The sequence below is a fragment of the Pseudomonas sp. GM17 genome (assembly GCF_000282175.2).
Taxonomy (GTDB): domain Bacteria; phylum Pseudomonadota; class Gammaproteobacteria; order Pseudomonadales; family Pseudomonadaceae; genus Aquipseudomonas; species Aquipseudomonas chlororaphis.
The window spans coordinates 2113717-2134779 of record NZ_CP124732.1; the positions used below are offsets into that span (position 1 = coordinate 2113717).

The 21063-nt window shown below is 61.7% G+C and carries 22 protein-coding genes; 12 read left to right on the forward strand and 10 right to left on the reverse strand.

The window, feature by feature from the left end; all coding sequences use genetic code 11:
- From PMI20_RS30930 to recX, 6 genes are all read left to right on the forward strand, one after another.
- Nucleotides 1-651, forward strand: a complete 651-nt coding sequence (locus PMI20_RS30930; protein WP_007923951.1) for a phage tail assembly chaperone — start codon at nt 1-3, stop codon at nt 649-651.
- 45 nt (nt 652-696) lie between these two features.
- A complete protein-coding gene (locus PMI20_RS09480; RefSeq protein ID WP_007923947.1) occupies nt 697-1260 on the forward strand; it encodes a glycoside hydrolase family 19 protein in 564 nt (187 codons plus the stop codon).
- A complete protein-coding gene (locus tag PMI20_RS09485; RefSeq protein ID WP_007923944.1) occupies nt 1242-1778 on the forward strand; it encodes a lysis system spanin subunit in 537 nt (178 codons plus the stop codon). Before PMI20_RS09480 ends, PMI20_RS09485 begins: the two co-directional genes overlap by 19 nt.
- A gap of 82 nt (nt 1779-1860) precedes the next feature.
- Nucleotides 1861-2361, forward strand: a complete 501-nt coding sequence (locus PMI20_RS09490; RefSeq protein WP_007923943.1) for a CinA family protein — start codon at nt 1861-1863, stop codon at nt 2359-2361.
- Nucleotides 2362-2444: 83 nt separating this feature from the next.
- Complete coding sequence (gene recA / locus PMI20_RS09495; protein ID WP_007923942.1) at nt 2445-3497, forward strand: recombinase RecA; 1053 nt, start codon at nt 2445-2447, stop codon at nt 3495-3497.
- Nucleotides 3498-3505: 8 nt separating this feature from the next.
- Nucleotides 3506-3973 (forward strand): recombination regulator RecX, encoded by a 468-nt coding sequence (recX, locus tag PMI20_RS09500; protein WP_007923941.1) that lies wholly within the window; start codon nt 3506-3508, stop codon nt 3971-3973.
- 45 nt (nt 3974-4018) lie between these two features.
- Here recX and PMI20_RS09505 read toward each other — a convergent pair whose 3' ends face one another.
- Nucleotides 4019-5134 carry an LOG family protein gene (locus tag PMI20_RS09505; RefSeq protein ID WP_007923940.1) on the reverse strand — a complete coding sequence of 372 codons (1116 nt, stop codon included), beginning with the start codon at nt 5132-5134 and terminating at the stop codon, nt 4019-4021.
- 481 nt (nt 5135-5615) lie between these two features.
- Here PMI20_RS09505 and PMI20_RS09510 point away from each other — a divergent pair, with 481 nt between their 5' ends.
- Nucleotides 5616-5810: a hypothetical protein gene (locus tag PMI20_RS09510; RefSeq protein ID WP_007923939.1), complete on the forward strand. Its 195-nt coding sequence runs from the start codon at nt 5616-5618 to the stop codon at nt 5808-5810.
- A gap of 1 nt (nt 5811) precedes the next feature.
- On the opposite strand, the gene PMI20_RS09515 is transcribed toward PMI20_RS09510, so the two are convergent.
- Nucleotides 5812-6234 (reverse strand): PA3611 family quorum-sensing-regulated virulence factor, encoded by a 423-nt coding sequence (locus tag PMI20_RS09515; protein WP_007923938.1) that lies wholly within the window; start codon nt 6232-6234, stop codon nt 5812-5814.
- Nucleotides 6235-6423: 189 nt separating this feature from the next.
- Between PMI20_RS09515 and PMI20_RS09520 the strand changes: the two genes are divergently transcribed.
- The 3 genes from PMI20_RS09520 to PMI20_RS09530 all read left to right on the forward strand — a co-directional run bounded on the left by PMI20_RS09520 (nt 6424) and on the right by PMI20_RS09530 (nt 8556).
- The gene (locus tag PMI20_RS09520; protein WP_007923935.1) at nt 6424-7134 is read left to right on the forward strand and encodes a tRNA-uridine aminocarboxypropyltransferase; all 711 of its coding nucleotides are present in this window, start codon (nt 6424-6426) and stop codon (nt 7132-7134) included.
- A gap of 333 nt (nt 7135-7467) precedes the next feature.
- On the forward strand, nt 7468-8118 hold the full coding sequence (gene erdR / locus PMI20_RS09525; protein WP_007923933.1) for a response regulator transcription factor ErdR: 651 nt from the start codon (nt 7468-7470) through the stop codon (nt 8116-8118).
- A 75-nt stretch (nt 8119-8193) separates the two neighbouring features.
- On the forward strand, nt 8194-8556 hold the full coding sequence (locus PMI20_RS09530) for a diacylglycerol kinase (RefSeq protein WP_007923932.1): 363 nt from the start codon (nt 8194-8196) through the stop codon (nt 8554-8556).
- A 152-nt stretch (nt 8557-8708) separates the two neighbouring features.
- On the opposite strand, the gene PMI20_RS09535 is transcribed toward PMI20_RS09530, so the two are convergent.
- The gene (locus PMI20_RS09535; protein ID WP_007923931.1) at nt 8709-9635 is read right to left on the reverse strand and encodes a LysR family transcriptional regulator; all 927 of its coding nucleotides are present in this window, start codon (nt 9633-9635) and stop codon (nt 8709-8711) included.
- Nucleotides 9636-9770: 135 nt separating this feature from the next.
- Between PMI20_RS09535 and fpr the strand changes: the two genes are divergently transcribed.
- Nucleotides 9771-10550, forward strand: coding sequence for a ferredoxin-NADP reductase (fpr, locus tag PMI20_RS09540; RefSeq protein ID WP_007923929.1), 780 nt, complete (start codon nt 9771-9773; stop codon nt 10548-10550).
- Between the two features lie 72 nt (nt 10551-10622).
- On the opposite strand, the gene tsaA is transcribed toward fpr, so the two are convergent.
- From tsaA to rimO, 5 genes are all read right to left on the reverse strand, one after another.
- Nucleotides 10623-11318, reverse strand: coding sequence for a tRNA (N6-threonylcarbamoyladenosine(37)-N6)-methyltransferase TrmO (tsaA, locus tag PMI20_RS09545; protein ID WP_007923928.1), 696 nt, complete (start codon nt 11316-11318; stop codon nt 10623-10625).
- Nucleotides 11319-11380: 62 nt separating this feature from the next.
- A complete protein-coding gene (locus PMI20_RS09550) occupies nt 11381-11842 on the reverse strand; it encodes a YehS family protein (RefSeq protein ID WP_007923927.1) in 462 nt (153 codons plus the stop codon).
- Nucleotides 11843-11908: 66 nt separating this feature from the next.
- Entirely contained in the window at nt 11909-12619 is a 711-nt protein-coding gene (locus PMI20_RS09555) for an rRNA pseudouridine synthase (RefSeq protein ID WP_007923926.1), read from the reverse strand.
- Nucleotides 12620-12701: 82 nt separating this feature from the next.
- Complete coding sequence (locus PMI20_RS09560) at nt 12702-13175, reverse strand: GNAT family N-acetyltransferase (RefSeq protein WP_007923925.1); 474 nt, start codon at nt 13173-13175, stop codon at nt 12702-12704.
- 106 nt (nt 13176-13281) lie between these two features.
- On the reverse strand, nt 13282-14619 hold the full coding sequence (rimO, locus tag PMI20_RS09565; protein WP_007923924.1) for a 30S ribosomal protein S12 methylthiotransferase RimO: 1338 nt from the start codon (nt 14617-14619) through the stop codon (nt 13282-13284).
- Nucleotides 14620-14950: 331 nt separating this feature from the next.
- Between rimO and PMI20_RS09570 the strand changes: the two genes are divergently transcribed.
- On the forward strand, nt 14951-16852 hold the full coding sequence (locus PMI20_RS09570; RefSeq protein ID WP_007923923.1) for a potassium transporter Kup: 1902 nt from the start codon (nt 14951-14953) through the stop codon (nt 16850-16852).
- A gap of 203 nt (nt 16853-17055) precedes the next feature.
- On the opposite strand, the gene PMI20_RS09575 is transcribed toward PMI20_RS09570, so the two are convergent.
- Both PMI20_RS09575 and mprF read right to left on the reverse strand, forming a co-directional pair.
- Nucleotides 17056-18351 (reverse strand): virulence factor family protein, encoded by a 1296-nt coding sequence (locus PMI20_RS09575; RefSeq protein WP_007923922.1) that lies wholly within the window; start codon nt 18349-18351, stop codon nt 17056-17058.
- Nucleotides 18351-20999 carry a bifunctional lysylphosphatidylglycerol flippase/synthetase MprF gene (mprF, locus tag PMI20_RS09580; RefSeq protein ID WP_007923920.1) on the reverse strand — a complete coding sequence of 883 codons (2649 nt, stop codon included), beginning with the start codon at nt 20997-20999 and terminating at the stop codon, nt 18351-18353. Before mprF ends, PMI20_RS09575 begins: the two co-directional genes overlap by 1 nt.
- Nucleotides 21000-21063: the final 64 nt, after the last annotated feature.

A 21063-nucleotide genomic window follows, 5' to 3' on the forward strand; every position in this document is an offset into this window, starting at 1 on the left:
ATGAGTTATCAACTGACCGCTAATGGGGTCTATCGCCTTGCCGATTCAGTTTTTATTCCAGAAGACTTGGCCAATCGCGATTGGGCTGCCTACTTGCAATGGCTGAGTTATGGCGGAGAGCCACAACCGATCACGATTAATACTGAGTCGGATGGGGCTGAGCGTGTCTGGCGTGATTCGCAGCTGCTACAAACCGATGGCATCGTCGCAAGGCATCGCGATGAGCTGGAGGCTGGGATCGATACAACGATATCAATTGCTGACTATGAGAACTTACAAGCCTACCGTCGGGCTTTGCGTAGCTGGCCGGAGTCCTCGAGTTTTCCTTCTATTGTCGCAAGACCGTCCCTCAGCATCGGTTTGATTTCTGCTCTTGCTGTATCGACTGCAGACGCTTCTGCGCGGAAAGCCGAGGCGATTGAAAGGGCCTGGCGCAGCAAGATGCTGGAGTCCACTCAGTGGCTGGTTATTCGTGATAACGAAGAAATGGACATGGGCGAAGGTACGACGCTGAGTGCCGAGCAGTTCAAGGAGCTGCTGGCCTATCGACAGGGATTGCGGGATTGGCCTTCGGCCGCCGACTTTCCGAACGCCGAGTATCGGCCTATCGAGCCGGGTTGGCTTGAACCTGTTCTGCAGGAGCATAAATGACCCTGTCTGTTCTGAGCGTCTTCGATACAGAGGAGGTGGAGTGAAATGCCCGTCACCCTTGAAATGATTCAACGCATCATGCCCAACGCCCGCTCCCAAGCGGGCGTTTTTGTTTCTGCGCTTAACACCGCCATGCTGAACCGCCATATCAACACGCCCAAACGCATGGCCGCCTTCCTCGCGCAGGTCGGTCATGAGTCGGGGCAGTTGCGTTATGTGCGGGAGCTGGGTAATGACCAGTACCTGAGCAAATACGACACCGGCAGCCTGGCGGCCCGTCTGGGCAATACCCCGGAGGCCGATGGCGACGGCCAGAAATACCGTGGCCGCGGTCTGATCCAGGTCACCGGTCGCAACAACTACCGGCAATGCAGCCTTGGGCTGTTCGGTGACGAGCGTTTGCTGGCGTTGCCCGAATTGTTGGAACAGCCGCAGTGGGCCGCCGAGTCGGCCGCCTGGTTCTGGCAGCAGAACGGTCTTAACGAACTGGCCGACCGCGACCAGTTCAACAGCATCACCCGTCGTATCAACGGCGGCTTGAACGGCCTGGAGGATCGTCTGCAGCTCTGGGCGCGGGCGCGGGAGGTGTTATGCCAGCCTTCGGCCTGATGCCCCTGTCTTCCCGGGCAATGGCTGTTGTCGTGCTGCTGGCCGTGGTGGCCGGCGTCGCGGGGGCGTTGGCCTGGCAGGTTCAGGAGTGGCGTTTTGGCCGGCAACTGGCGGAGCAGGCCAGGCTGCACGGCGAAGCGCTGAGTCAGCTGAACCTGGCGGCCGCTGCCCGGCAGCGGGACGAGCAGGACAAACGCCTGGCCCTGGAGCAACAGTTGCAAGCCAGCGACCAAACCCATTACCGAGCCTTGAACGATGCACAACGTGATCAAGGTCGCCTGCGCGACCGTCTTGCCACTGCTGATCTGCGCCTGTCAGTCCTCCTCGCCGCCGATGACAGCGCCGACGGCTGCCCGGTGCCTGCCACCCCCGCCACCGGCTGCGTGGTTCATGGAGCCCCGCGAGCCCGACTTGACCCGGCGCATGCTCAACGAATTATCGGTATCACCGATGCCGGCGACCAGGGACTGATCGCCCTGCAGGCGTGCCAGGCCTACGTCAGGGCTTTGAACCGCTAAACATTTTGATCCGCTCCGTGCCTTGCAAGCGCGTATCGCTCGTGTACGGTAAGACCTCCGCCAACCCGATCAGGAGAGGACCGTGAACGAAATCACCCAGCTTGCCGCTGAACTTGGCAGGCGCCTGCAGATTCTGAATACCCACGTCACCACCGCCGAATCCTGTACCGGGGGCGGGATTGCCGAGGCCATCACCCGCATTCCCGGGAGTTCGGCCTGGTTCGAAGCGGGTTATGTGACCTACTCCAATCGGCAGAAGACCCAACAGCTGGCGGTGCCGGAAGCGCTGTTCGCTTCCGTCGGCGCGGTCAGCCGCGAGGTGGTCGAGGCGATGGTGCGGGGTGCGCAGGGCAAAAGCAGGGCGCGTTTTGCCGTGGCGGTCAGCGGCGTGGCCGGCCCGGACGGCGGCTCGCCGCAGAAACCGGTGGGCACCGTATGGCTGGCCTGGGGCGTGGGAGAGGCGGTAACGGCCGAGTGCCGACACTTTGCCGGGAATCGGGACGACGTCCGCCGACAAACGGTGAAGGCCGCGCTAGAGGGCTTGCTGCAACATGCCGCGGCAGAAATCTCAAAACAGGGGTAGGCGATCCACGAACGCTGTGGAATAATACTGGCTACTTATACAGGTGTTGGCCGTCAGGCCTTATTGATTACGTGAGGACTTTAATGGACGACAACAAGAAGAAAGCCTTGGCTGCGGCCCTGGGTCAGATCGAACGTCAATTCGGCAAGGGTGCCGTAATGCGTATGGGCGATCACGACCGCCAGGCGATCCCGGCCATTTCCACTGGCTCTCTGGGTCTGGACATCGCACTCGGCATCGGCGGCCTGCCAAAGGGCCGTATTGTTGAAATCTACGGTCCGGAATCGTCCGGTAAAACCACCCTGACCCTGTCCGTGATTGCCCAGGCACAGAAGATGGGCGCCACTTGCGCCTTCGTCGACGCCGAGCACGCACTGGACCCGGAATATGCCGGCAAGCTGGGGGTCAACGTTGACGACCTGCTGGTTTCTCAGCCGGATACCGGTGAACAGGCGCTGGAAATCACCGACATGCTGGTGCGCTCCAATGCCATCGACGTGATCGTGATCGACTCCGTGGCGGCACTGGTGCCCAAGGCCGAGATCGAAGGCGAGATGGGCGACATGCACGTGGGCCTGCAGGCCCGCCTGATGTCCCAGGCGCTGCGCAAGATCACCGGCAACATCAAGAACGCCAACTGCCTGGTGATCTTCATCAACCAGATCCGTATGAAAATCGGCGTGATGTTCGGCAGCCCGGAAACCACCACCGGTGGTAACGCACTGAAGTTCTACGCTTCGGTTCGTCTGGATATCCGTCGTACTGGTGCGGTGAAGGAAGGTGACGAAGTCGTCGGTAGCGAAACCCGGGTCAAGATCGTCAAGAACAAGGTGGCTCCACCGTTCCGCCAGGCTGAATTCCAGATCCTGTACGGCAAGGGTATCTACCTGAACGGCGAGATCATCGATCTGGGCGTGCTGCACGGTTTCCTCGAGAAGTCCGGTGCCTGGTACAGCTACCAGGGCAACAAGATTGGTCAGGGCAAGGCCAACTCGGCCAAGTTCCTGCAGGACAACCCGGAAATCGGTAACGCCCTCGAGAAGCAGATTCGCGACAAGCTGCTGGCTCCGACCGCAGATGTCAAAGCTTCGCCGGTCAACGAGACCATCGATGACATGGCCGACGCGGATATCTGATCGATCCGATGACCGCCGTACTCGATACCCTCGTCGCGGTGCGGCGAACCGCAATGGACCTGCTCGCGCGACGCGAGCACGGTCGAGTCGAGCTGACGCGTAAACTGCGTCAGCGCGGTGCCTCTCCCGAGATGATCGAAACAGCCCTTGACCGTTTGACGGAAGAGGGACTGCTATCCGAATCCCGCTATCTCGAAAGTTTCGTTTCTTATCGTGCCCGTTCCGGCTACGGCCCCATGCGTATTCGCGAAGAACTCAGCCAGCGCGGTTTGCAGCGTGCCGATATCGAACTCGCCTTGCGTGAGAGCGGCATCGACTGGCAAGCACAACTGGAGGATGTCTGGCGGCGCAAGTTTGCCGGGCATTTCCCGATAGATGCCAAGGAGCGTGCCAAACAAGGCCGCTTTCTGGGGTATCGGGGATATTCGATGGACATGATCGGCCGCTTGTTGAGCGGCCGAAGGGTGGACGATTGACCTGTAGGGCCCGCGAGTCGAATGCGCGGGCCGCTGCTTCTCCGCTCAAGTGACCTTGATCGGTTCTCTATTGCGTTGTGGCGTCCTGGCCTGATTCATCGCCCAGTTTTCCGGCAGGTTGATGAAGTCGATCAGTTCGCGCAGGCGACCATTGTCGCGGGCGTTGAAGGTGAACGACAGGCGTGCCAGATGGCTGAACTCCGGTTCGTTGTGCTCTTCCACGTTGTAAGCATGTTGATGGAAGCGATCGCTCAGGCACAGGTCGGCGAAAGCCGTCTGCATCTGCTCGAGCGCCGGTTCGCTGAGCTTGTGATTCATGCGAATGACAAACTGATGTTTCAGCCAGCGACTGGAGTGGAAGTTGCTGTAGAACTGGTTGATTTCCTCCACCGCCTCCTCGGTGTTATGCGCCAGGCGCATCAGCTTCATGTCGGTTGGCAGGATGTAGCGGTTGTTCTCGAGCTGGTTGTGGATAAAGTCCAGCGCCCCTTGCCAGAAGGTTCCTCCCGGAACATCCAGCAGCACCACCGGTACCAGCGGGCTCTTGCCGGTCTGGATCAGGGTCAGTACTTCCAGCGCCTCATCAAGCGTGCCAAAGCCACCCGGGCATAACACCAGGGCATCGGCTTCCTTGACGAAGAACAGCTTGCGGGTAAAGAAGAAGTGGAAGGACAGCAGGTTCTCGGTGCCGTCCACCGTTGGGTTCGCATGCTGCTCGAAGGGCAGGGTGATATTGAACCCCAGGCTGTGATCGCGACCGGCACCTTCGTGGGCCGCGGCCATGATGCCGCCACCGGCGCCCGTGATGACCATCAGGTCGGAGCGAGCCAGGGCCGCGCCGAGTTCTCGCGCCAGGCCATACAGCGGATGCTCGATCGGCGTGCGCGCGGAGCCGAATACCGTCACCTTGCGTCGCCCCTTGAACTGTTCCAGCACGCGAAAAGCATGTTCCAGTTCGCGCAGGGCCTGCAGGGTGATTTTCGCGTTCCAGCGGTTGAGATCGTCCTGGGCCATGCGCAGGACGGTGAGAATCATGTCGCGATAAAGAGGAATGTTGGGGCTGTTGGGGGCGATCAGGTTGAGTTGTTCTTCGACCTTGCTGAGGTCGATACCGTTGCTCTGAAAATGACGACTGAGGAGGTCATTCGGTTCGTAAGGCATTCAACTTCTCCTTCTGCACAGAACCTTTGACACGAACGAAGCATTCGTTGGTATCACGACACTGCATGTGTCGCTGTCAGCCCGGCTTTGGCGGCTGATTCGCCAGGGTGGAAAAACCCTGACGTGGCCAGCAGGCCATCCATACAGGTTCTGCTATTCCTTGATTTAGAAAGCATGTGCACTGCAAGACGCGCTTGGGCGGCCTCCGGATCCACCCAGGAAAATTCAGCATGAACACTTTGAAATCTAGACCTTCATGATGATTCGCGCTGACTTGATCATGGGCCTTGAAAGTCGGGGCTGGCAATCACTTATTAGCGGTGGCGTGCAGCGTTTTCACCGCCTGTCTGAACGCATGCCGACCGGTGGAGGTTCTGATTTACTAAGTTACAGCGCTAGCAAGACAGCTTGGCGTCAAAGGGCAGGATGCACAGGTCGGGGTTGTCGCGCAGGTAATGGCGAGTGGGCACGGAGGCTGGTCATGCACAAAGTCGTACTGGAAATAGATGCGCAGCTGTATCAACTGCTGAAGTCAGCGGCAGACGCCAATCATCTGACTCTTGAAGAGGAATGCCGACGCCGGCTTGAAGGTGGGGAACGCCGTTCGAGCTATTTGCAGGCCCTGTTGGCGGAGCTGCGGGCCGATGATCAACAGCGGCACGCAGCGGGGCACTGAATTACTTTTTCTTCTTCGCCGGGGCCGGGCAGTCCGACTCCTGGAAGCGCGCCGAGGCGACCGGGCGGTTGGTGCGGTTCTCGGTGAATTCGTAGCGCATGATCGCGCCCTTGGCCATCAGCTTGCGGTAGTTCGGGTCACGACAAACGCTGGCGCCCAGTTGCAGGTAGACCGCCTTGGGGTTGGCGCGCATTTTTTCGGCGTGTTCGGCCTGGACGCTGAGGTGGTTGATCAGCTCCTTGCCTTCAACGGTATAACCCTGGTCGAGGATGTTCTCGTTGACTTCCCGAGGCGTGCCGACGTTACTTTCCTCGGCGGTTTTCTGCAGGGTCTTGTTCAGTTCGAAGTCTTGCAGCGATGCAGCCTGGGCACTGAACGGCAAGGCCAGCAGAAGGGCGGCGGTGGGAACGATAAAGCGCAACATGAAACTCTCCTGGTTCAGTGACTGATGCTTCGACCAGTCACGCGACTGTGCGTTCAGTGGCGGCGAATTATAGGGGAGCGAGGGTAGGTGGTACAGGTTTGAGCAGAGAGCTCTGATAAACTTGTGCGAATTTTCAGCTTTCCGAGTTCTTTTCGTGTCGATTCCTTCTTTCTGCCAGGGCGGCTTCTAATGAGTCATGCCGTATCCCGGCTGCGTGCCCAACGTCTTGCGCGTGCCGTCAGACCTTTTGCTGCACGAGGTTCCCGGGCGGAACGCTGTGCGGGCTGTCGGGTGATTCCCAGCCACTGCATGTGCGCCTGGCGCCCCAAGGTTTCCGCGCAGTCGGCGATGTGCCTGATCATGCATGACGTCGAACCCATGAAGCCGAGCAATACCGGCTGGCTGATCGCCGATGTCATAGAAGACACCATGGCGTTCCCCTGGTCGCGAACAGAAGTCGACCCACAATTGCTGGCCTTGCTGGCCGATCCCCAGTGGCAGCCTTATGTGGTGTTCCCCGGAGAGTTTGTCGCGCCACAGCGGGTGGTGAACGAAGTCCGCCTGGAGGCGGGCAAGCGCCCGCTGTTTATCCTGCTGGATGCGACCTGGAGCGAAGCGCGCAAGATGTTTCGCAAGAGTCCTTATCTTGAACACTTGCCGGTATTGAGCCTGGAGCCCGAGCAGTTGTCGCGCTACAAGCTGCGGCGTTCCAAGCGCGATGACCATTTCTGTACCGCGGAGGTTGCGGCGCTGTGCCTGGAGTTGGCCGCGGACCGGCAGGCCGGCGAAGTGCTGGATGCTTATCTGGATGTGTTCAGCACCCATTATCTGTCGGCCAAGTTCCAGCTTGAGATCGATCCCGATGATGAGACGCACACGCGCCTCAAGCCTTTTCTGTAATACCTGAGGCAAGGGACTGGAGTTTTTTCGGCCAGAGCTGCGCCACCAGCATCCCGCTCAGCATCGAGGCGCAGCCGCGCGGGCGTGGCTTTGCATGATGGCACTGTTATTAGTTAGCAAGCTAAGATGCCGCACAGCCCGAAGCTTGACCACCCCGGCTTCGCTGGGCATGCTTGGCGCCGATTAGGGCGCGACCGATCTTTGAAACGCTGCATTTCCGGGCTCTTGGCGTTGATCGTGCTCTTTGGGTGCAGCATTCTGGCTGGCACCTGTGTTGCCTTGGCGAGGACCGAATGCATCGGTGCTCCCATAAAAAACAGGATCATTTGAAAAATGGCCACATACGAAATCCTGATTGCCGATGACCACCCCCTCTTTCGTAGCGCACTGCATCAAGCGGTGACCCTGGGCCTCGGCCCGGATGTCCGTCTGGTGGAAGTGGCGAGCATTGCCGAACTGGAAGCCCGCCTGACCGAAAAGGCCGATTGGGACCTGGTGCTACTGGACCTGAACATGCCTGGCGCTTACGGCTTTTCCGGCCTGGTGCTGTTGCGCGGTCAGTACCCGCAGATTCCGGTGGTGATGGTGTCAGCACAGGAAGAAGCATCGGTGATGGTGCGTTCACGCGAATTTGGCGCCAGCGGTTTTATTCCCAAGTCCAGTTCTCTCGAAGTCATTCAACAGGCCGTACGCAGCGTGCTTGACGGCGATGTCTGGTGGCCGCCACAGGCCTTCGAAGAGGTCAGCGTCTCCGCCGAGGCCAAGGCGGCCAGCGAAGGCCTGGCGAGCCTGACGCCACAACAGTTCCGTGTGCTGACCATGGTCTGCGAGGGTTTGCTGAATAAGCAGATCGCTTATGAACTGAGCGTTTCGGAAGCCACCATCAAGGCCCATGTGACGGCAATCTTCCGTAAGCTGGGGGTGCGGACCCGCACCCAGGCGGCGCTGCTCCTGCAACAACTTGAGTCAATTTCCAGCCAGTAACTGGCTCTTTCTTCACGCTTTTTTGACTTTTGTTGAACTAGCTTGCCCATTCCTTATTGTTCTAGTTGCCTATTTATGTCGCCTTTCAAAGGTCAAACCGGTCTTAAACGCATCCTCAATGCCTCGGGATACTCCTTCGATGGCCTGCGGGCCGCCTTCACCGGCGAAGCTGCGTTTCGTCAGCTGGTGCTGCTCAACGCGATTCTGATCCCGGTGTCTTTCCTGCTGAATGTCAGCCGGGTCGAGCGGGCGTTGCTGATTGCTGTCTGCCTGCTGGCGCTGATTGTCGAACTGCTCAATTCGGCGGTCGAGGCGGCGATCGACCGCATCTCCCTGGATCGCCATCCACTGTCGAAAAATGCCAAGGACATGGGCAGCGCCGCGCAACTCGTAGCCTTGAGCATGATCACTGTGGTCTGGGCAGTCATCCTGATCTAGGTCTGTACGAAAAGTGGCTGCACTCGGCCATGCTGCGTTAAAAACAGGCTCGCAATGCTCATGTAGGCCCCTAAAGTCGAACGCGACCCTGGCCGTTCCTCGCCTGTTTTTGCCTTGCCTGACCTTCGCTCGCCGACTTTTCGCACAAGACCCTAGGGAATGCTCGGCAGCACGATCTCGTCGCTGCGCTGCACCCCGGCGGTAAAGGCGCGGCAGAGTTCGAGGAACTCGCGCATCGCCGAGGTCTGATATTTCTGTTTATGCCAGATGAAATAGAACTGCCGGGCCAGGTCCAGGTCCGGCGTCTCTACCGGCACCAGGCTGCCACGCCGGAAGGCGTCGCGCAGCGCCAGCCTGGAAATGCAGCCAATCCCCAACCCCGACTCCACCGCGCGCTTGATCGCTTCGGTGTGTTCCAGTTCGAGCCGGATATTCAGCGCGCTGCGGTGATGACGCATGGCCTGATCGAAGGTCAGGCGCGTGCCCGAGCCCTGTTCCCGCAGAATCCAGGCTTCGTGGGTCAGCTCCTCCATGCTCGCATGGCCGCGTTTGGCCAAGGGGTGCTGCGGGGCGCAGAACACCACCAGCTCATCCTCGACCCAGGTTTGTACTTCGATGTCCGGATGGCTGCAGTCGCCTTCGATTAGACCCAGGTCAATTTCGTAGTGGGCGACCTGTTGCACGATATGCGCAGTGTTCTGCACGTGCAGTTTGACCTGGCTCTCCGGGTGGACCTGCATGAAGCTGCCGATCAACAGGGTCGCCAGGTAGTTGCCGATGGTCAGGGTCGCGCCCACCGACAACGAGCCGAAGCCGGATTTGCCGTTGAGCAGGTCTTCGATTTCCTTGGCCTGGTCCAGCAACGCCACTGCCTGGGGCAGCAGCTGTTTGCCCAGGGCGTTGAGGCTCAGGCGCTTGCCGGCGCGATCGAACAACTGGCAACTGGATTGCCGTTCCAGTTCGGTGATTGAAGTGCTTGCTGCGGATTGGGAAAGGGCCAGCAGGCCGGCAGCACGAGAAACGCTCTCTTGCTGGGCGACGGCGACGAATACTTGCAGTTGACGGAGAGTAAATCGCATATCGATATAACCGATAACCCTTATCTTAATAATCCAGTTAACAGATATTGTCGCCGCCATTAGAATGCTGTGCAATTGCGCTCGGCTCGCTTGTCGCAGAGCAGGCGCCGACAACTTTCCAGGAGTCCCCCGTACATGAGCAACATGAACCACGAGCGTGTCCTCAGTGTTCATCACTGGAACGACACTCTGTTCAGCTTCAAGTGCACCCGCGATCCGGGCCTGCGCTTCGAGAACGGTCAGTTCGTGATGATCGGCCTGCAACAGCCCAATGGCCGCCCGCTTATGCGCGCTTACTCGATTGCCAGCCCGAACTGGGAAGAGCATCTCGAGTTCTTCAGCATCAAGGTTCCCGATGGCCCGCTGACTTCCCAGCTGCAGCATTTGAAGGAAGGCGACGAGATCATCATCAGCAAGAAGCCTACCGGTACCCTGGTACTGGACGACCTGAAGCCTGGCAAGCACCTGTACCTGCTCAGCACCGGCACCGGCCTGGCGCCGTTCATGAGCGTCATCCAGGATCCGGAAACCTACGAGCGTTTCGAGAAAGTGATCCTGTGCCACGGCGTGCGTTACGTCAACGAAGTCGCCTACCGCGAGTTCATCACCGAGCACCTGCCGCAGAACGAGTTCTTCGGCGAAGCGCTGCGTGAAAAACTGATCTACTACCCGACCGTGACCCGTGAGCCATTTGAGAACGAAGGCCGCCTGACCGACCTGATGCGCAGCGGCAAGCTGTTCAGCGACATCGGCCTGCCGCCGATCAACCCGCAGGACGACCGCGCCATGCTGTGCGGCAGCCCGAGCATGCTCGACGAGACCAGCGAAGTGCTCAACAGCTTCGGCCTGACCGTTTCGCCACGCATGCGCGAGCCGGGTGACTACCTGATCGAGCGCGCTTTCGTCGAGAAGTAAGCGACTCGCAGCACAGAAAAAGCCCGCGTTGCCTGAGAAGGCAGCGCGGGCTTTTTCGTTTCCGGTTGCCGGTCAGCGTGCGGGGACCACTTCCAGGACCTGGATCAGGCCCGGCTGCGGGTAGTGCCAGCGCACGTCCAGATCCCAGAACTGCGCGCCGTATTCGCGTTCCGGGGGGGGCGTCTGGTAGGCCGGGCGTGGGTCCTGGGCCAAACATTGCTCGATCAGCTCCACCAGCGGCTCCTGCAGGCGTTGAGCGTGCGTATGAGCCTGTTGCAGGGCGTTGTCGCTCCACTGCACCGGGATCAGCTGCGGCGCCGCGCTGGCGATGCTGTTGCTTGCGCTGTCGATGATGTCGGCGTAAGGCACGTAGGGCTTGATATCGAGAATCGGCGTGCCGTCCAGCAGGTCGATGCCGGAGATCCACAGGCGATTGGCCTCGACCTTGTCCAGCTTGACCACCGACTGGCCAATGCCATTGGGGCGGTGGGTGGCGCGGGTGGCGAAGACGCCTATGGACTTGTTGCCACCCAGGCGCGGCGGGCGGACCTTGAGCCGCGGTTTGTCTTCCAGCGCCTGGTGAAACAGGAACAGCAGCCAGACGTGGCTGACCTGTTCCAGGCCCTGCACCGCGTCGCCCTGGTCGAAGGGCGCCACCAGCTCCAGCACGCCACGGGCCGCCGGGGCCAGTTGCGGCTGGCGCGGGATGGCGAACTTTTCCTTGAAGCAGGAGCGCACGAAGCCGATGGGGGAAACGCTGTAGGTCATTTTGCAAGCCTCAAGTTGCAAGCTTCGAGCTACAAGCTTTGAACTTGCAGCTTGTAGCTGTCTTAAGCCCTGACGCGCAGGGTCAGGCCCTTGAGGAAGTTGCGCAGCAACTGGTCGCCGCACGGGCGGTAGTTGGTGTGGCCGAACTTGCGGAACAGCGCGCTCAGCTCGGGCTTGGACACCGGGAAATCGGCGGCCTTGAGGATGGCGTGCATGTCGTCTTCCTTCAGCTCGAAGGCGACCCGCAGCTTCTTCAGGATGATGTTGTTGGTCACTGGCAGTTCGATCGGCAGCGGCGGACGGCTTTCGTCCTTGCCTCGCTTGAAGATCACCAGGCCGTCGAGAAAGTGCGCCATGACCTCGTCCGGGCAATGCACGAAACCTTCTTCCTCGTCCTTTTTCAGGTAGCCGACTATGTCGTCCAGGCTCACGTCAAAGCCGGTGAGCTTGATGATCTCGACGACCTTCTTGTCGCTGATGTCGAGCATGTAGCGCACGCTGCGCAGTACATCGTTATGAATCATGTCTACAGTCCTGGTCTGTTCACGTTGAGCGCCGCATGCACGCGCGGCGTCTGAATGGGTGTCGGCCTAGAATTTCTCTTTGGCGGACAGGTAGCGCCATTGCCCGACCGGCACCTTGCCGATGGAAACCCCACCGATACGGATGCGGCGAATGGCGATCACCTTCAGGCCTACCGCTTCGCAGAGCTGGGCGATTACGCCCGGTTGCGGGTTCTTCATGGCGAAGCGCAGGCGGTTTTCGTTCTGCCAGCTGGCCTTGACCGGCGGCAGTTCCCGGCCCTTGTAAGTCAGGCCGTGGTTCAGGCGATTGAGGCCGTGGGCGACCATCTCGCCTTCCACCTCGACCACGTACTCCTGCTCGATCTTGGCCGCATCGGCGGTCAGCTTGCGCAGGATCTTCCAGTCCTGGGTGAACACCAGCAGGCCGCTGGCATTGGCTTGCAGATCGGCGCTGGCGGTCAGGCGCAGGAAGTGGCCCTTGAGCGGCCGTTTGCCGAAGCGGTGTTCCTCGGACAGGCTGGCGGCGCTCAGCGACTGCATGGCGCTGTCGACGTCCTGGCCGGCCGGTACGTTCAGCAGCAGGGTCACCGGCTCCGGCGCGGTGGCCTTGGCCTGCGGGTCGAGCTCGACTTTCTGGGTGTCGACCTTGAACTGCGGCTCGTCGATGACCTCGCCATCCACGGTGACCCAGCCGCCCTCGATGAACAGCTCAGCCTCCCGGCGGGAGCAGCCGACGAGTTCGATGAGGCGTTTGGAGAGACGAATCGGGTCAGTCATGACAGGGGCCGTAGCAAAAGGGGGCAGGCATTGTACCTGCCCGGCGCCGGTTAATCGCGGGTCCATTTGCCCGCTGTGGCTTTTAGCCGCGCAGCGCTTGCTGCTGGGGCTGTTTCAAACGCATGTGCAGCAGCGGATAGGGCTGGCCCATGCCGTCGTGCTCGGAGCGACCGATGACCTCGAAGCCCTGCTTGAAGTAGAAGCCCAGGGCTTGCGGATTCTGCTCGTTGACGTCGAGTTCGTCGGCGTTCAGGTGTTCGATGGCGTACCTGAGCAATTGCTTGCCCAGGCCCTGGCCGCGATGGGCGGGATCGATGAAGAGCATCTCGATCTTGCCGGCGGCGACCCCGGCGAAGCCGGTGATGTGCTGGCGCTGGTCCCGGGTGCAGATCAGCATCACCGCATCCAGATAACGGTTCAGCACCAGGTTTCTCAGCAGTTCGATGTAGCTGTCCGGCAGGAAGTCGTGGGTGGCGCGCACCGAGTCTTCCCAGACCCGGGCCAGTTCCGGGTAGTCGCTGTGTTTCGGGGTGTGGATGACCGAATGATGGCGCATGCCGCCTGCTCCTTTGTGGTGACGCATCCGTGGTCCTGAGCAAACGATAGACGTAAAAAAGCCCCGCATCTCGCGAAGAGAGCGGGGCTGTGCGGTTTTTTACGCCTTACAGGACTTCGGCCCAGAGGTCGTATTCGTCGGCGTCGGTCACCCGGCACCAGACCTTGTCGCCTGGTTTGAGGTCGCCGGCACCGTCGATGAACACGTTGCCGTCGATTTCCGGGGCGTCGAAGAAGCAGCGGCCCACGGCGCCCTGTTCGTCGACTTCATCGATCAGCACTTCGATTTCCTTGCCGATGCGCTGTTGCAGGCGCGCCGAGCTGATTGCCTGCTGGTGCGCCATGAAGCGCTCCCAACGGTCCTGCTTGACCTCGTCCGGGACCACTTCCAGGTCCAGGTCGTTGGCCGGCGCGCCTTCCACCGGCGAGTACTGGAAGCAGCCGACGCGGTCGAGCTGGGCTTCGGTCAGCCAGTCGAGCAGGTATTGGAAGTCTTCTTCGGTTTCGCCGGGGAAGCCGACGATGAAGGTCGAGCGGATGATCAGCTCGGGGCAGATCTGGCGCCAGTTCTTGATCCGGGCCAGGGTCTTGTCTTCGAAGGCCGGGCGTTTCATGGCCTTGAGCACTTTCGGGCTGGCGTGCTGGAACGGGATGTCCAGGTACGGCAGGATCTTGCCGGCGGCCATCAGCGGGATCAGCTCGTCCACGTGCGGGTACGGGTAGACGTAGTGCAGACGGACCCAGACGCCCAGGGTGCTGAGGGCTTCGCACAGCTCGGTCATGCGGGTTTTCACCGGCGCGCCGTTCCAGAAACCGGTGCGGTACTTGACGTCGACGCCGTAGGCGCTGGTGTCCTGCGAGATCACCAGCAGTTCCTTGACCCCGGACTTGACCAGGCGCTGGGCCTCGTCCAGCACATCGCCCACCGGGCGGCTGACCAGCTTGCCGCGCATCGACGGGATGATGCAGAAGCTGCAGCTGTGGTTGCAGCCTTCGGAAATCTTCAGGTACGCGTAGTGGCGCGGCGTCAGCTTGATGCCTTGTGGCGGCACCAGGTCGATCAGCGGGTTGTGATCCTGTTTCGGCGGCACCACTTCGTGCACCGCGCTGACCACTTGCTCGTACTGCTGCGGGCCGGTCACGGCCAGCACGCTCGGATGCACGTCGCGGATATTGCCTTCTTCCACGCCCATGCAGCCGGTGACGATGACCTTGCCGTTTTCCTTGATGGCTTCGCCGATCACTTCCAGGGATTCGGCCTTGGCCGAGTCGATGAAACCGCAGGTGTTGACCACCACGACGTCGGCGTCCTGGTAGGTGGACACCACGTCATAACCTTCCATACGCAGTTGCGTGAGGATGCGCTCGGAATCGACCAGCGCTTTCGGGCAACCCAGGGAAACGAAGCCGACCTTGGGGTTGGCTGGCGCGGTAGGGGTGGACATGTCTAACCTCGGTATAGGTGTCGGGCCGCTCGGCGATCTGGATAAAACCGCTGGCGACGAACGGGCGCTAGGGGCGCCTCTGATCAAAAAGTGCGCAATTCTAGCGATGGCCGACGCACTTGACCAGCTTTATGCAGGGAAATACGACGAGTGCTGCGCTATGCTTCGCGCCGTTGCGCCCAGGTGAATTCTTATAGTCAACAGAACGTCTGTAACTGTAAGTAAAAGGGCGCATGCTGCATTGGCATTCACGAGAGTCTTGCAAGCTTGGCGTTGTCTTGAATGTCATGCCTTTTATAAGAAGCCCCGATCTGGGTAGTAGGAGTGGTGGATGGGTCAGGCAAGTAGTCAGGCGGTAGGCGGCGAGCATTCCAGGGCCAGGCCCCTGGGGATGCTGGTGGCGGCGGTCGGGGTGGTTTATGGCGACATCGGGACCAGCCCGCTTTATACCTTGAAGGAGGTATTCGCGGGGCATTACGGGGTCCCGGTCAACCACGACGGTGTATTCGGCATTCTTGCATTGATCTTCTGGTCGCTGGTCTGGGTGGTCTCGATCAAATACGTGTTGTTCATCCTGCGGGCCGACAACCAGGGCGAGGGCGGCATCATGGCCTTGACCGCCCTGGCCCGGCGGGCGTCGACGCCCTATCCGAGGCTGCGGGTGGTCCTGGTCATCCTGGGCCTGATCGGCGCGGCCTTGTTCTACGGCGACAGCATGATCACCCCGGCGATTTCCGTATTGTCGGCGGTGGAGGGGCTGGAGATTGCCTTCGACGGGCTCGAGCACTGGGTCGTACCTATGGCGCTGATCGTGCTGGTGGCGCTGTTTCTGATCCAGAAACACGGTACCGATCGCATCGGCAAGCTGTTCGGGCCGGTGATGGTCCTGTGGTTCGTGACCCTGGGCGGGCTGGGGATCTACGGCATCGCCCAGCATCCGGAAGTGCTGCAGGCGCTGAACCCGGTCTGGGGCGTGCGGTTCTTCATCGTGCATCCGGGCATGGGCGTGGCCATTCTCGGCGCGGTAGTGCTGGCATTGACTGGTGCCGAAGCGCTGTACGCCGACATGGGCCACTTCGGGCGCAAGCCGATCGCTCGCGCCTGGTTCGCCCTGGTGCTGCCGGCGCTGGTGCTCAACTATTTCGGCCAGGGCGCCTTGCTCCTGGAGAGCCCGGAAGCGGCACGTAACCCGTTCTATCTGCTGGCGCCGAGCTGGGCCCTGATCCCGCTGGTGGTCCTGGCGACCCTGGCTACCGTGATCGCCTCCCAGGCGGTGATCTCCGGCGCGTTCTCCCTGACCCGCCAGGCGATCCAGCTGGGTTATATCCCGCGCATGTACATCCAGCACACCTCCAGCGCGGAGCAGGGGCAGATCTACATTGGCGCGGTGAACTGGGCGCTGATGGTCGGGGTGATCCTCCTGGTGCTGGGCTTCGAGTCTTCCGGCGCACTGGCTTCGGCCTACGGCGTGGCGGTGACCGGGACCATGCTGATCACCAGCATCCTGGTGTCGGCGGTGATGCTGTTGCTGTGGAAATGGTCGCCGGTGCTGACGGTGCCGATCCTGCTGGGTTTCCTGCTGGTGGACGGGCTGTTCTTCGCCGCCAACGTACCGAAGATCTTCCAGGGCGGTGCTTTCCCGGTGTTGGCGGGGATTGTGCTGTTCGCCCTGATGACCACCTGGAAACGCGGCAAGGAACTGTTGATGGACCGCCTCGGCGAGGGCGCGTTGCCGCTGCCGATCTTTATCAACAGCATCCGTGTGCAGCCACCGCATCGGGTCCAGGGCACCGCGGTGTTCCTCACTGCGCGCTCCGACGCCGTGCCCCATGCGCTGTTGCACAACCTGCTGCATAACCAGGTGCTGCACGAGCAAGTGGTGCTGCTGACCGTGGTCTATGAAGATATTCCACGGGTGCCGACGCAACGGCGCTTCGAGGTGGATTCCTATGGCGAAGGCTTCTTCCGGGTGATCCTGCACTTCGGTTTCACCGACGAGCCGGACGTGCCTGAAGCGCTGAAACTGTGCCATCTCGACGAGCTGGACTTCAGCCCGATGCGCACTACCTACTTCCTCAGCCGCGAGACGGTCATCACCTCCAAGATCGTCGGCATGGCACGCTGGCGCGAGACGCTGTTCGCCTTCATGCTCAAGAACGCCAACGGCAACCTGCGCTTCTTCAAGCTGCCGGTGAACCGCGTGATCGAGCTGGGTACGCAGATCGAGATGTAAGCTGGCGCGACAGCAGAAGCCCTCGTCACCTTAGCGGTGACGGGGGCTTTTTTGTTGGAGGAGGGCGCTTGCTCGCGATGGCGCTCTACCTGACAGCCCGCGCTGATCGCGAGCTAGCTCCGCTCCCGCAAAGGGGGGGATTTCATGGATGAAAAAGCCCCCGGTGCCGGTGGGCAGCGGGGGCCTTGTCTGGGCCGCTCAGATCACTCTTCGACGACCTTGTCCTTGCCCTGGCGTTTCTCGATGACGTTGACCAGGCGCTGGGCCAGGGCCGGGTAGTTCTCGTCGAAGTGGTGGCCGCCCGGCAGTTTCATGGCTTCGCCGACGGCGGTCTTGTCGGTGCAACCGCTTTCGTCGACTTCTTCCTCACCGTAGATGCACACCACCTTGGCTGCTGGCAGCTTGGCCATTTCCGGGCCGGTGGCGGCTTCCTTGCCGGCGTTGCCCAGCCAGCCTTCGACTTCGATCTCGAAGCTGCCGGTGCGGGCGAAGGCCAGCAGGATAATGGCGTCGACTCGCTGCTGCTCAGCTTCCGGCAGGCGGTTGTAGATGGCTGGCAACACGTCGGCGCCGAACGAGTAGCCGGTCAGCACGAAGCGCTTGGTGCCCCATTTCTGCCGGTAGTGCTGCATCAGTTCGGTCAGGTCGGTGGCGCTCTGTTCCGGGGTCTTGTGCTGCCAGTAGTAGCGCAGGGTGTCGATGCCGACCACCGGGTAGCCGATCTTGGCCATCTCGCCGGCCACGTCACGGTCCAGGTCACGCCAGCCGCCGTCACCGGAGAGGAACAGGGTCACGGTGTCCTTGGCCTGGCCGGCCGGTACTTCGACCACCGGAATGTTCAGGCCGCCGTTGTCCGAACCCACCAGCAGCTTGCGCAGCTCGTTGTTCAGCACCTGGGGCAGGTGAATGTCGTAGTCGCTGATGCTGGTGCTGGCATTTGGGGTGTCACGCACGAAGCCGGCGCTTTCGTCATCCGGGTTGTCGTTCCAGGCCACCAGCCAGTGGCCGTGGGCCAGGGTCTTGGGCAATGGATCGGTGCAGCCCGGGGCCGGGTTGATGGTAAAGCCCACCGACACGGCCTGGGCCTTGTCGTCGTTCTGGGTGGCGATCCAGCGCCAGGCCAGGGCGGCACCAGGGCCGATGCCGCTGACCAGGGTCGCCGGGCCCGCGAGTTGGCCAAGGGCGGTCTGCAGGGCTTGTTCCTGCAGCTTGCAGTCGTCCTTGGGCAGGATCACCTGGACGATCTGCGCCGCGCCGCCGCGGCTCAGGGCCAGGAGTTGGGTATCGGTCAGGGCTTCGTCGGCGAGGACGGCCACGGCGACCCGGGCCTTGGTCTGGGCGGCCGGGGTGACACGGGTCAGGGTCGAGCCATCGGTCTGGGCCAGGTGTTCCAGGGTCGGTTGTGGTGCCGGACGATTCCAGTACCAGTAGCCGCCTCCTGCTATCAGGGCAAGCACCACCAGAGTGGCTAATACATACCGCCAGGAGCGTTGAATCATCAGCGTTTCACCAATCCAGTCAGGCCGCCCGCAATCAGGGCGGCGGTATCGGCCAGTGCCACCAGCGGATCCAGTCCGGCGGGCACGGCCATGTAACGAGGTTCCCAGTCAGGCTGGAATTTGTCTTTGAAACGGCGCAACCCTTGGAAGTTGTACAACTGCTCACCCCGACGGAAAACCATCGATCCAAGGCGCTGGGTCAGTGGCGCGCCACGCCGGGGTTGCAGACCCGACAACGGCACCATGCCCAGACTGAAGCGGGCATACCCATGGTTTTTATAATGCTGGATCAGGCCGACCATCATGAATTCCATGGTCAGCTTGGGAGCCTCCGGGTGGGCGCGCATCAGGTCGAGGCTGGCCAGGTCATGGCTGTAGGTCTCGAGCAGGTTGGCGAAGGCCACCGGACGTCCTTCAAAACGGATGATCGCGATACGGAAATGCTTGAGGTAGTCCTCGCTGAAGCGTCCGAGGGAGAAACCTTTCTCGCGGACATTCTTGCCGGTCAGCCAGGCATCGGAAATGACTTTCAGCTCGTCCATCGGCGCCTGCCCGGCCTCATGGATTTCCAGCGACAGACCGTCGCGGGTACCGCGGTTCCAGGTGTAGCGCAGGTCCTTCATCTCCTTGCCCTTGGCTTCGAGGTCAAAGCGGTTCAGGTCGACCCGGGCTTCTTCGCCAAGCTTGATCGCGGTCAGGCCGATGTCCATGTAGTACGGCAGGTTTTCCGCGCGCACCTGGTAGAACACCGGACGCGCATGGTGGACGTCGCACAGGTCGCGGAACTGCCAGATCATCTCGGCCCGTTGCTGGGTCGGCCCGATCGGGTCATACAGCGCCACCAGGCTGCGGCCGCGCCGGGCGTACATGAGGAAGGCGTCGTCGTTGGGATGGAACAGCAGGGCCTTGTCACCGGTCAGGGACAGGCCGCCGTCGGGCTGTGAAGAGGCCATGAGGATCTTCGCCGCGCGGTCCAGCTCCTCGCCATTGGGCAGGTGAATCACCGGGCGCGCGGTGCGCAGCAACCAGGTCAGGGACACCACCACCAGCAGCACCGCGGCCCCCAGCAGCGAGCGCAGGCCCCGTGGGGCATCGGCGTCGAGGGTGAACTGCCACCACAGCTGATGGCTGTAGGGCACGTCCTGATAGGCGAACAGCAGCAGCCAGATCGATGCGCCCAGCACACAGACGCTGGCCACCAGGTACAGCGGCGAGAATGGCAGTTCGGTGAGGCGGCTCGGCCGGTAGAAGGAGCGCCGGAAGACCGCCAGCAGGCTGGCGGTCAGGGTCATCAGGCTGGCTTCTTCCCAGTCGAAACCCTTGAGTAGCGAGAGCACGGCACCGACCAGCAGCAGGATAGTGGTCAATATCCAGGCCGCGGACAGGCGCCGGCGCAGGCCCTGGGCCAGCAGCAGGCAAAGCACCCCGACCAGGCTGGCGCCGAAGTGCGAGGCATCCACCAGGCGGTGCGGGATCAGAAAACCGATGTGTTGCAGGCGGGTGTCGATTTCCGGGGTCACGCCGGAAAACAGCAGCACCACGCCGGACAGGAACACCAGCACCGCGAGGATCGGTGCGGCCAGGCCCGAGGCCACCCGCAGCGATTGACGGGTCTGGAACAGGCGCTGGGCCTCATTGATCAGCAGCAGGACGCAGGCCACCAGCATCGGCAGGATCACGTAGATCAGCCGGTACAGCAGCAGGGCGGCGGCCAGTGGCGCCGCGCCGAGCTTGTCGGCGAAGGCGGCCAGCAGAATCGCTTCGAACACCCCAACGCCGCCGGGTACATGGCTGAGCACGCCGGCCGCCAGGGCCAGCAGGTAGACCAGCAGGAAGGCGCCGAAGGGCGGTGCCTCGGGCAGCAGCAGATAGAGCACAGTGGCTGCGGCGGCGACGTCGAGGGCGGTGATCAGCAGTTGCAGGAGCGTCAGGCGGCGTCCAGGCAGGCGCAGGGTGCGGCGCCCGGCCTTGACCAACAGGTTGTCCGGCAGTGGCTGTTCAGGCAGGCGGCGCCGGTAGATACCGATGACCAGAATCGCGCAGAGCAGCAGTACGGCGCCGGCAATGCTGGCCAGCAGGCCTTCGGAGAGGCGCAGGGCGGCGGAGGCGGCGGGCAGGTTGCTCAGGGTCGCCAGGGCGGCGAGCGGTGGCAGGGCGCAACCCAGGGACAGGCTGGCGAATAGCGTCATATGGGCGACGTCGCCGGCACCCACGCCATGCCGGGCATAGAGGCGGTAACGCACCGAACCACCGGAGAGCAGCGACAGACCGATGGCGTTGCCGATGGCAAAGGCGGTGAAGCCCCCGAGGGCCAGGGTGCGCGGCGGCAGGTTCACCCCGGCGTAGCGGCTGGCGGACCATTCGTAGCCGAGCAGGATGACGAAACCGACCACGGTCGCGGCCAGGGCACCGAGCAGGGCCGGCTTGGGCACGTCGAGGATCGAATCATGCAGGGCATACAGATCCAGCTCGCTGAGCAGGTGACGACAGGCAATCAGGGCGATGCCGAACAGCAGCAGGGTCACGACCATGCCGATGGGCTGGCGGTATTTGCTCAGTAGCTCCAGCCAGCGCAAGCGGGTGGCAGCAACCGGTTGGTTCGCTGTAACGGTATCGGTGTCTTGTGAGTCAGACGAGTTGGCGCGCATCAATCACCTCGTGGATTGTGCGCGACAGGATGGGGGTATCCAGCCAAGTTACCAATCCCTGCAG

What these genes read in the sequence shown, in the direction of transcription:
- PMI20_RS09570 (WP_007923923.1), top strand. Translation starts at nt 14,951, where the DNA reads ATGGGTCAGGCAAGTAGTCAGGCGGTAGGCGGCGAGCATTCCAGGGCC.
- PMI20_RS09480 (WP_007923947.1), top strand. Translation starts at nt 697, where the DNA reads ATGCCCGTCACCCTTGAAATGATTCAACGCATCATGCCCAACGCCCGC.
- PMI20_RS09515 (WP_007923938.1), bottom strand. Translation starts at nt 6,234, where the DNA reads ATGTTGCGCTTTATCGTTCCCACCGCCGCCCTTCTGCTGGCCTTGCCG.
- tsaA (WP_007923928.1), bottom strand. Translation starts at nt 11,318, where the DNA reads ATGACCTACAGCGTTTCCCCCATCGGCTTCGTGCGCTCCTGCTTCAAG.
- rimO (WP_007923924.1), bottom strand. Translation starts at nt 14,619, where the DNA reads ATGTCCACCCCTACCGCGCCAGCCAACCCCAAGGTCGGCTTCGTTTCC.
- PMI20_RS09485 (WP_007923944.1), top strand. Translation starts at nt 1,242, where the DNA reads ATGCCAGCCTTCGGCCTGATGCCCCTGTCTTCCCGGGCAATGGCTGTT.
- PMI20_RS09505 (WP_007923940.1), bottom strand. Translation starts at nt 5,134, where the DNA reads ATGCCTTACGAACCGAATGACCTCCTCAGTCGTCATTTTCAGAGCAAC.
- recA (WP_007923942.1), top strand. Translation starts at nt 2,445, where the DNA reads ATGGACGACAACAAGAAGAAAGCCTTGGCTGCGGCCCTGGGTCAGATC.
- PMI20_RS09555 (WP_007923926.1), bottom strand. Translation starts at nt 12,619, where the DNA reads ATGACTGACCCGATTCGTCTCTCCAAACGCCTCATCGAACTCGTCGGC.
- erdR (WP_007923933.1), top strand. Translation starts at nt 7,468, where the DNA reads ATGGCCACATACGAAATCCTGATTGCCGATGACCACCCCCTCTTTCGT.
- fpr (WP_007923929.1), top strand. Translation starts at nt 9,771, where the DNA reads ATGAGCAACATGAACCACGAGCGTGTCCTCAGTGTTCATCACTGGAAC.
- PMI20_RS09575 (WP_007923922.1), bottom strand. Translation starts at nt 18,351, where the DNA reads ATGATTCAACGCTCCTGGCGGTATGTATTAGCCACTCTGGTGGTGCTT.
- mprF (WP_007923920.1), bottom strand. Translation starts at nt 20,999, where the DNA reads ATGCGCGCCAACTCGTCTGACTCACAAGACACCGATACCGTTACAGCG.
- PMI20_RS09535 (WP_007923931.1), bottom strand. Translation starts at nt 9,635, where the DNA reads ATGCGATTTACTCTCCGTCAACTGCAAGTATTCGTCGCCGTCGCCCAG.
- PMI20_RS09530 (WP_007923932.1), top strand. Translation starts at nt 8,194, where the DNA reads ATGTCGCCTTTCAAAGGTCAAACCGGTCTTAAACGCATCCTCAATGCC.
- PMI20_RS09510 (WP_007923939.1), top strand. Translation starts at nt 5,616, where the DNA reads ATGCACAAAGTCGTACTGGAAATAGATGCGCAGCTGTATCAACTGCTG.
- PMI20_RS09560 (WP_007923925.1), bottom strand. Translation starts at nt 13,175, where the DNA reads ATGCGCCATCATTCGGTCATCCACACCCCGAAACACAGCGACTACCCG.
- PMI20_RS30930 (WP_007923951.1), top strand. Translation starts at nt 1, where the DNA reads ATGAGTTATCAACTGACCGCTAATGGGGTCTATCGCCTTGCCGATTCA.
- PMI20_RS09550 (WP_007923927.1), bottom strand. Translation starts at nt 11,842, where the DNA reads ATGATTCATAACGATGTACTGCGCAGCGTGCGCTACATGCTCGACATC.
- recX (WP_007923941.1), top strand. Translation starts at nt 3,506, where the DNA reads ATGACCGCCGTACTCGATACCCTCGTCGCGGTGCGGCGAACCGCAATG.
- PMI20_RS09520 (WP_007923935.1), top strand. Translation starts at nt 6,424, where the DNA reads ATGAGTCATGCCGTATCCCGGCTGCGTGCCCAACGTCTTGCGCGTGCC.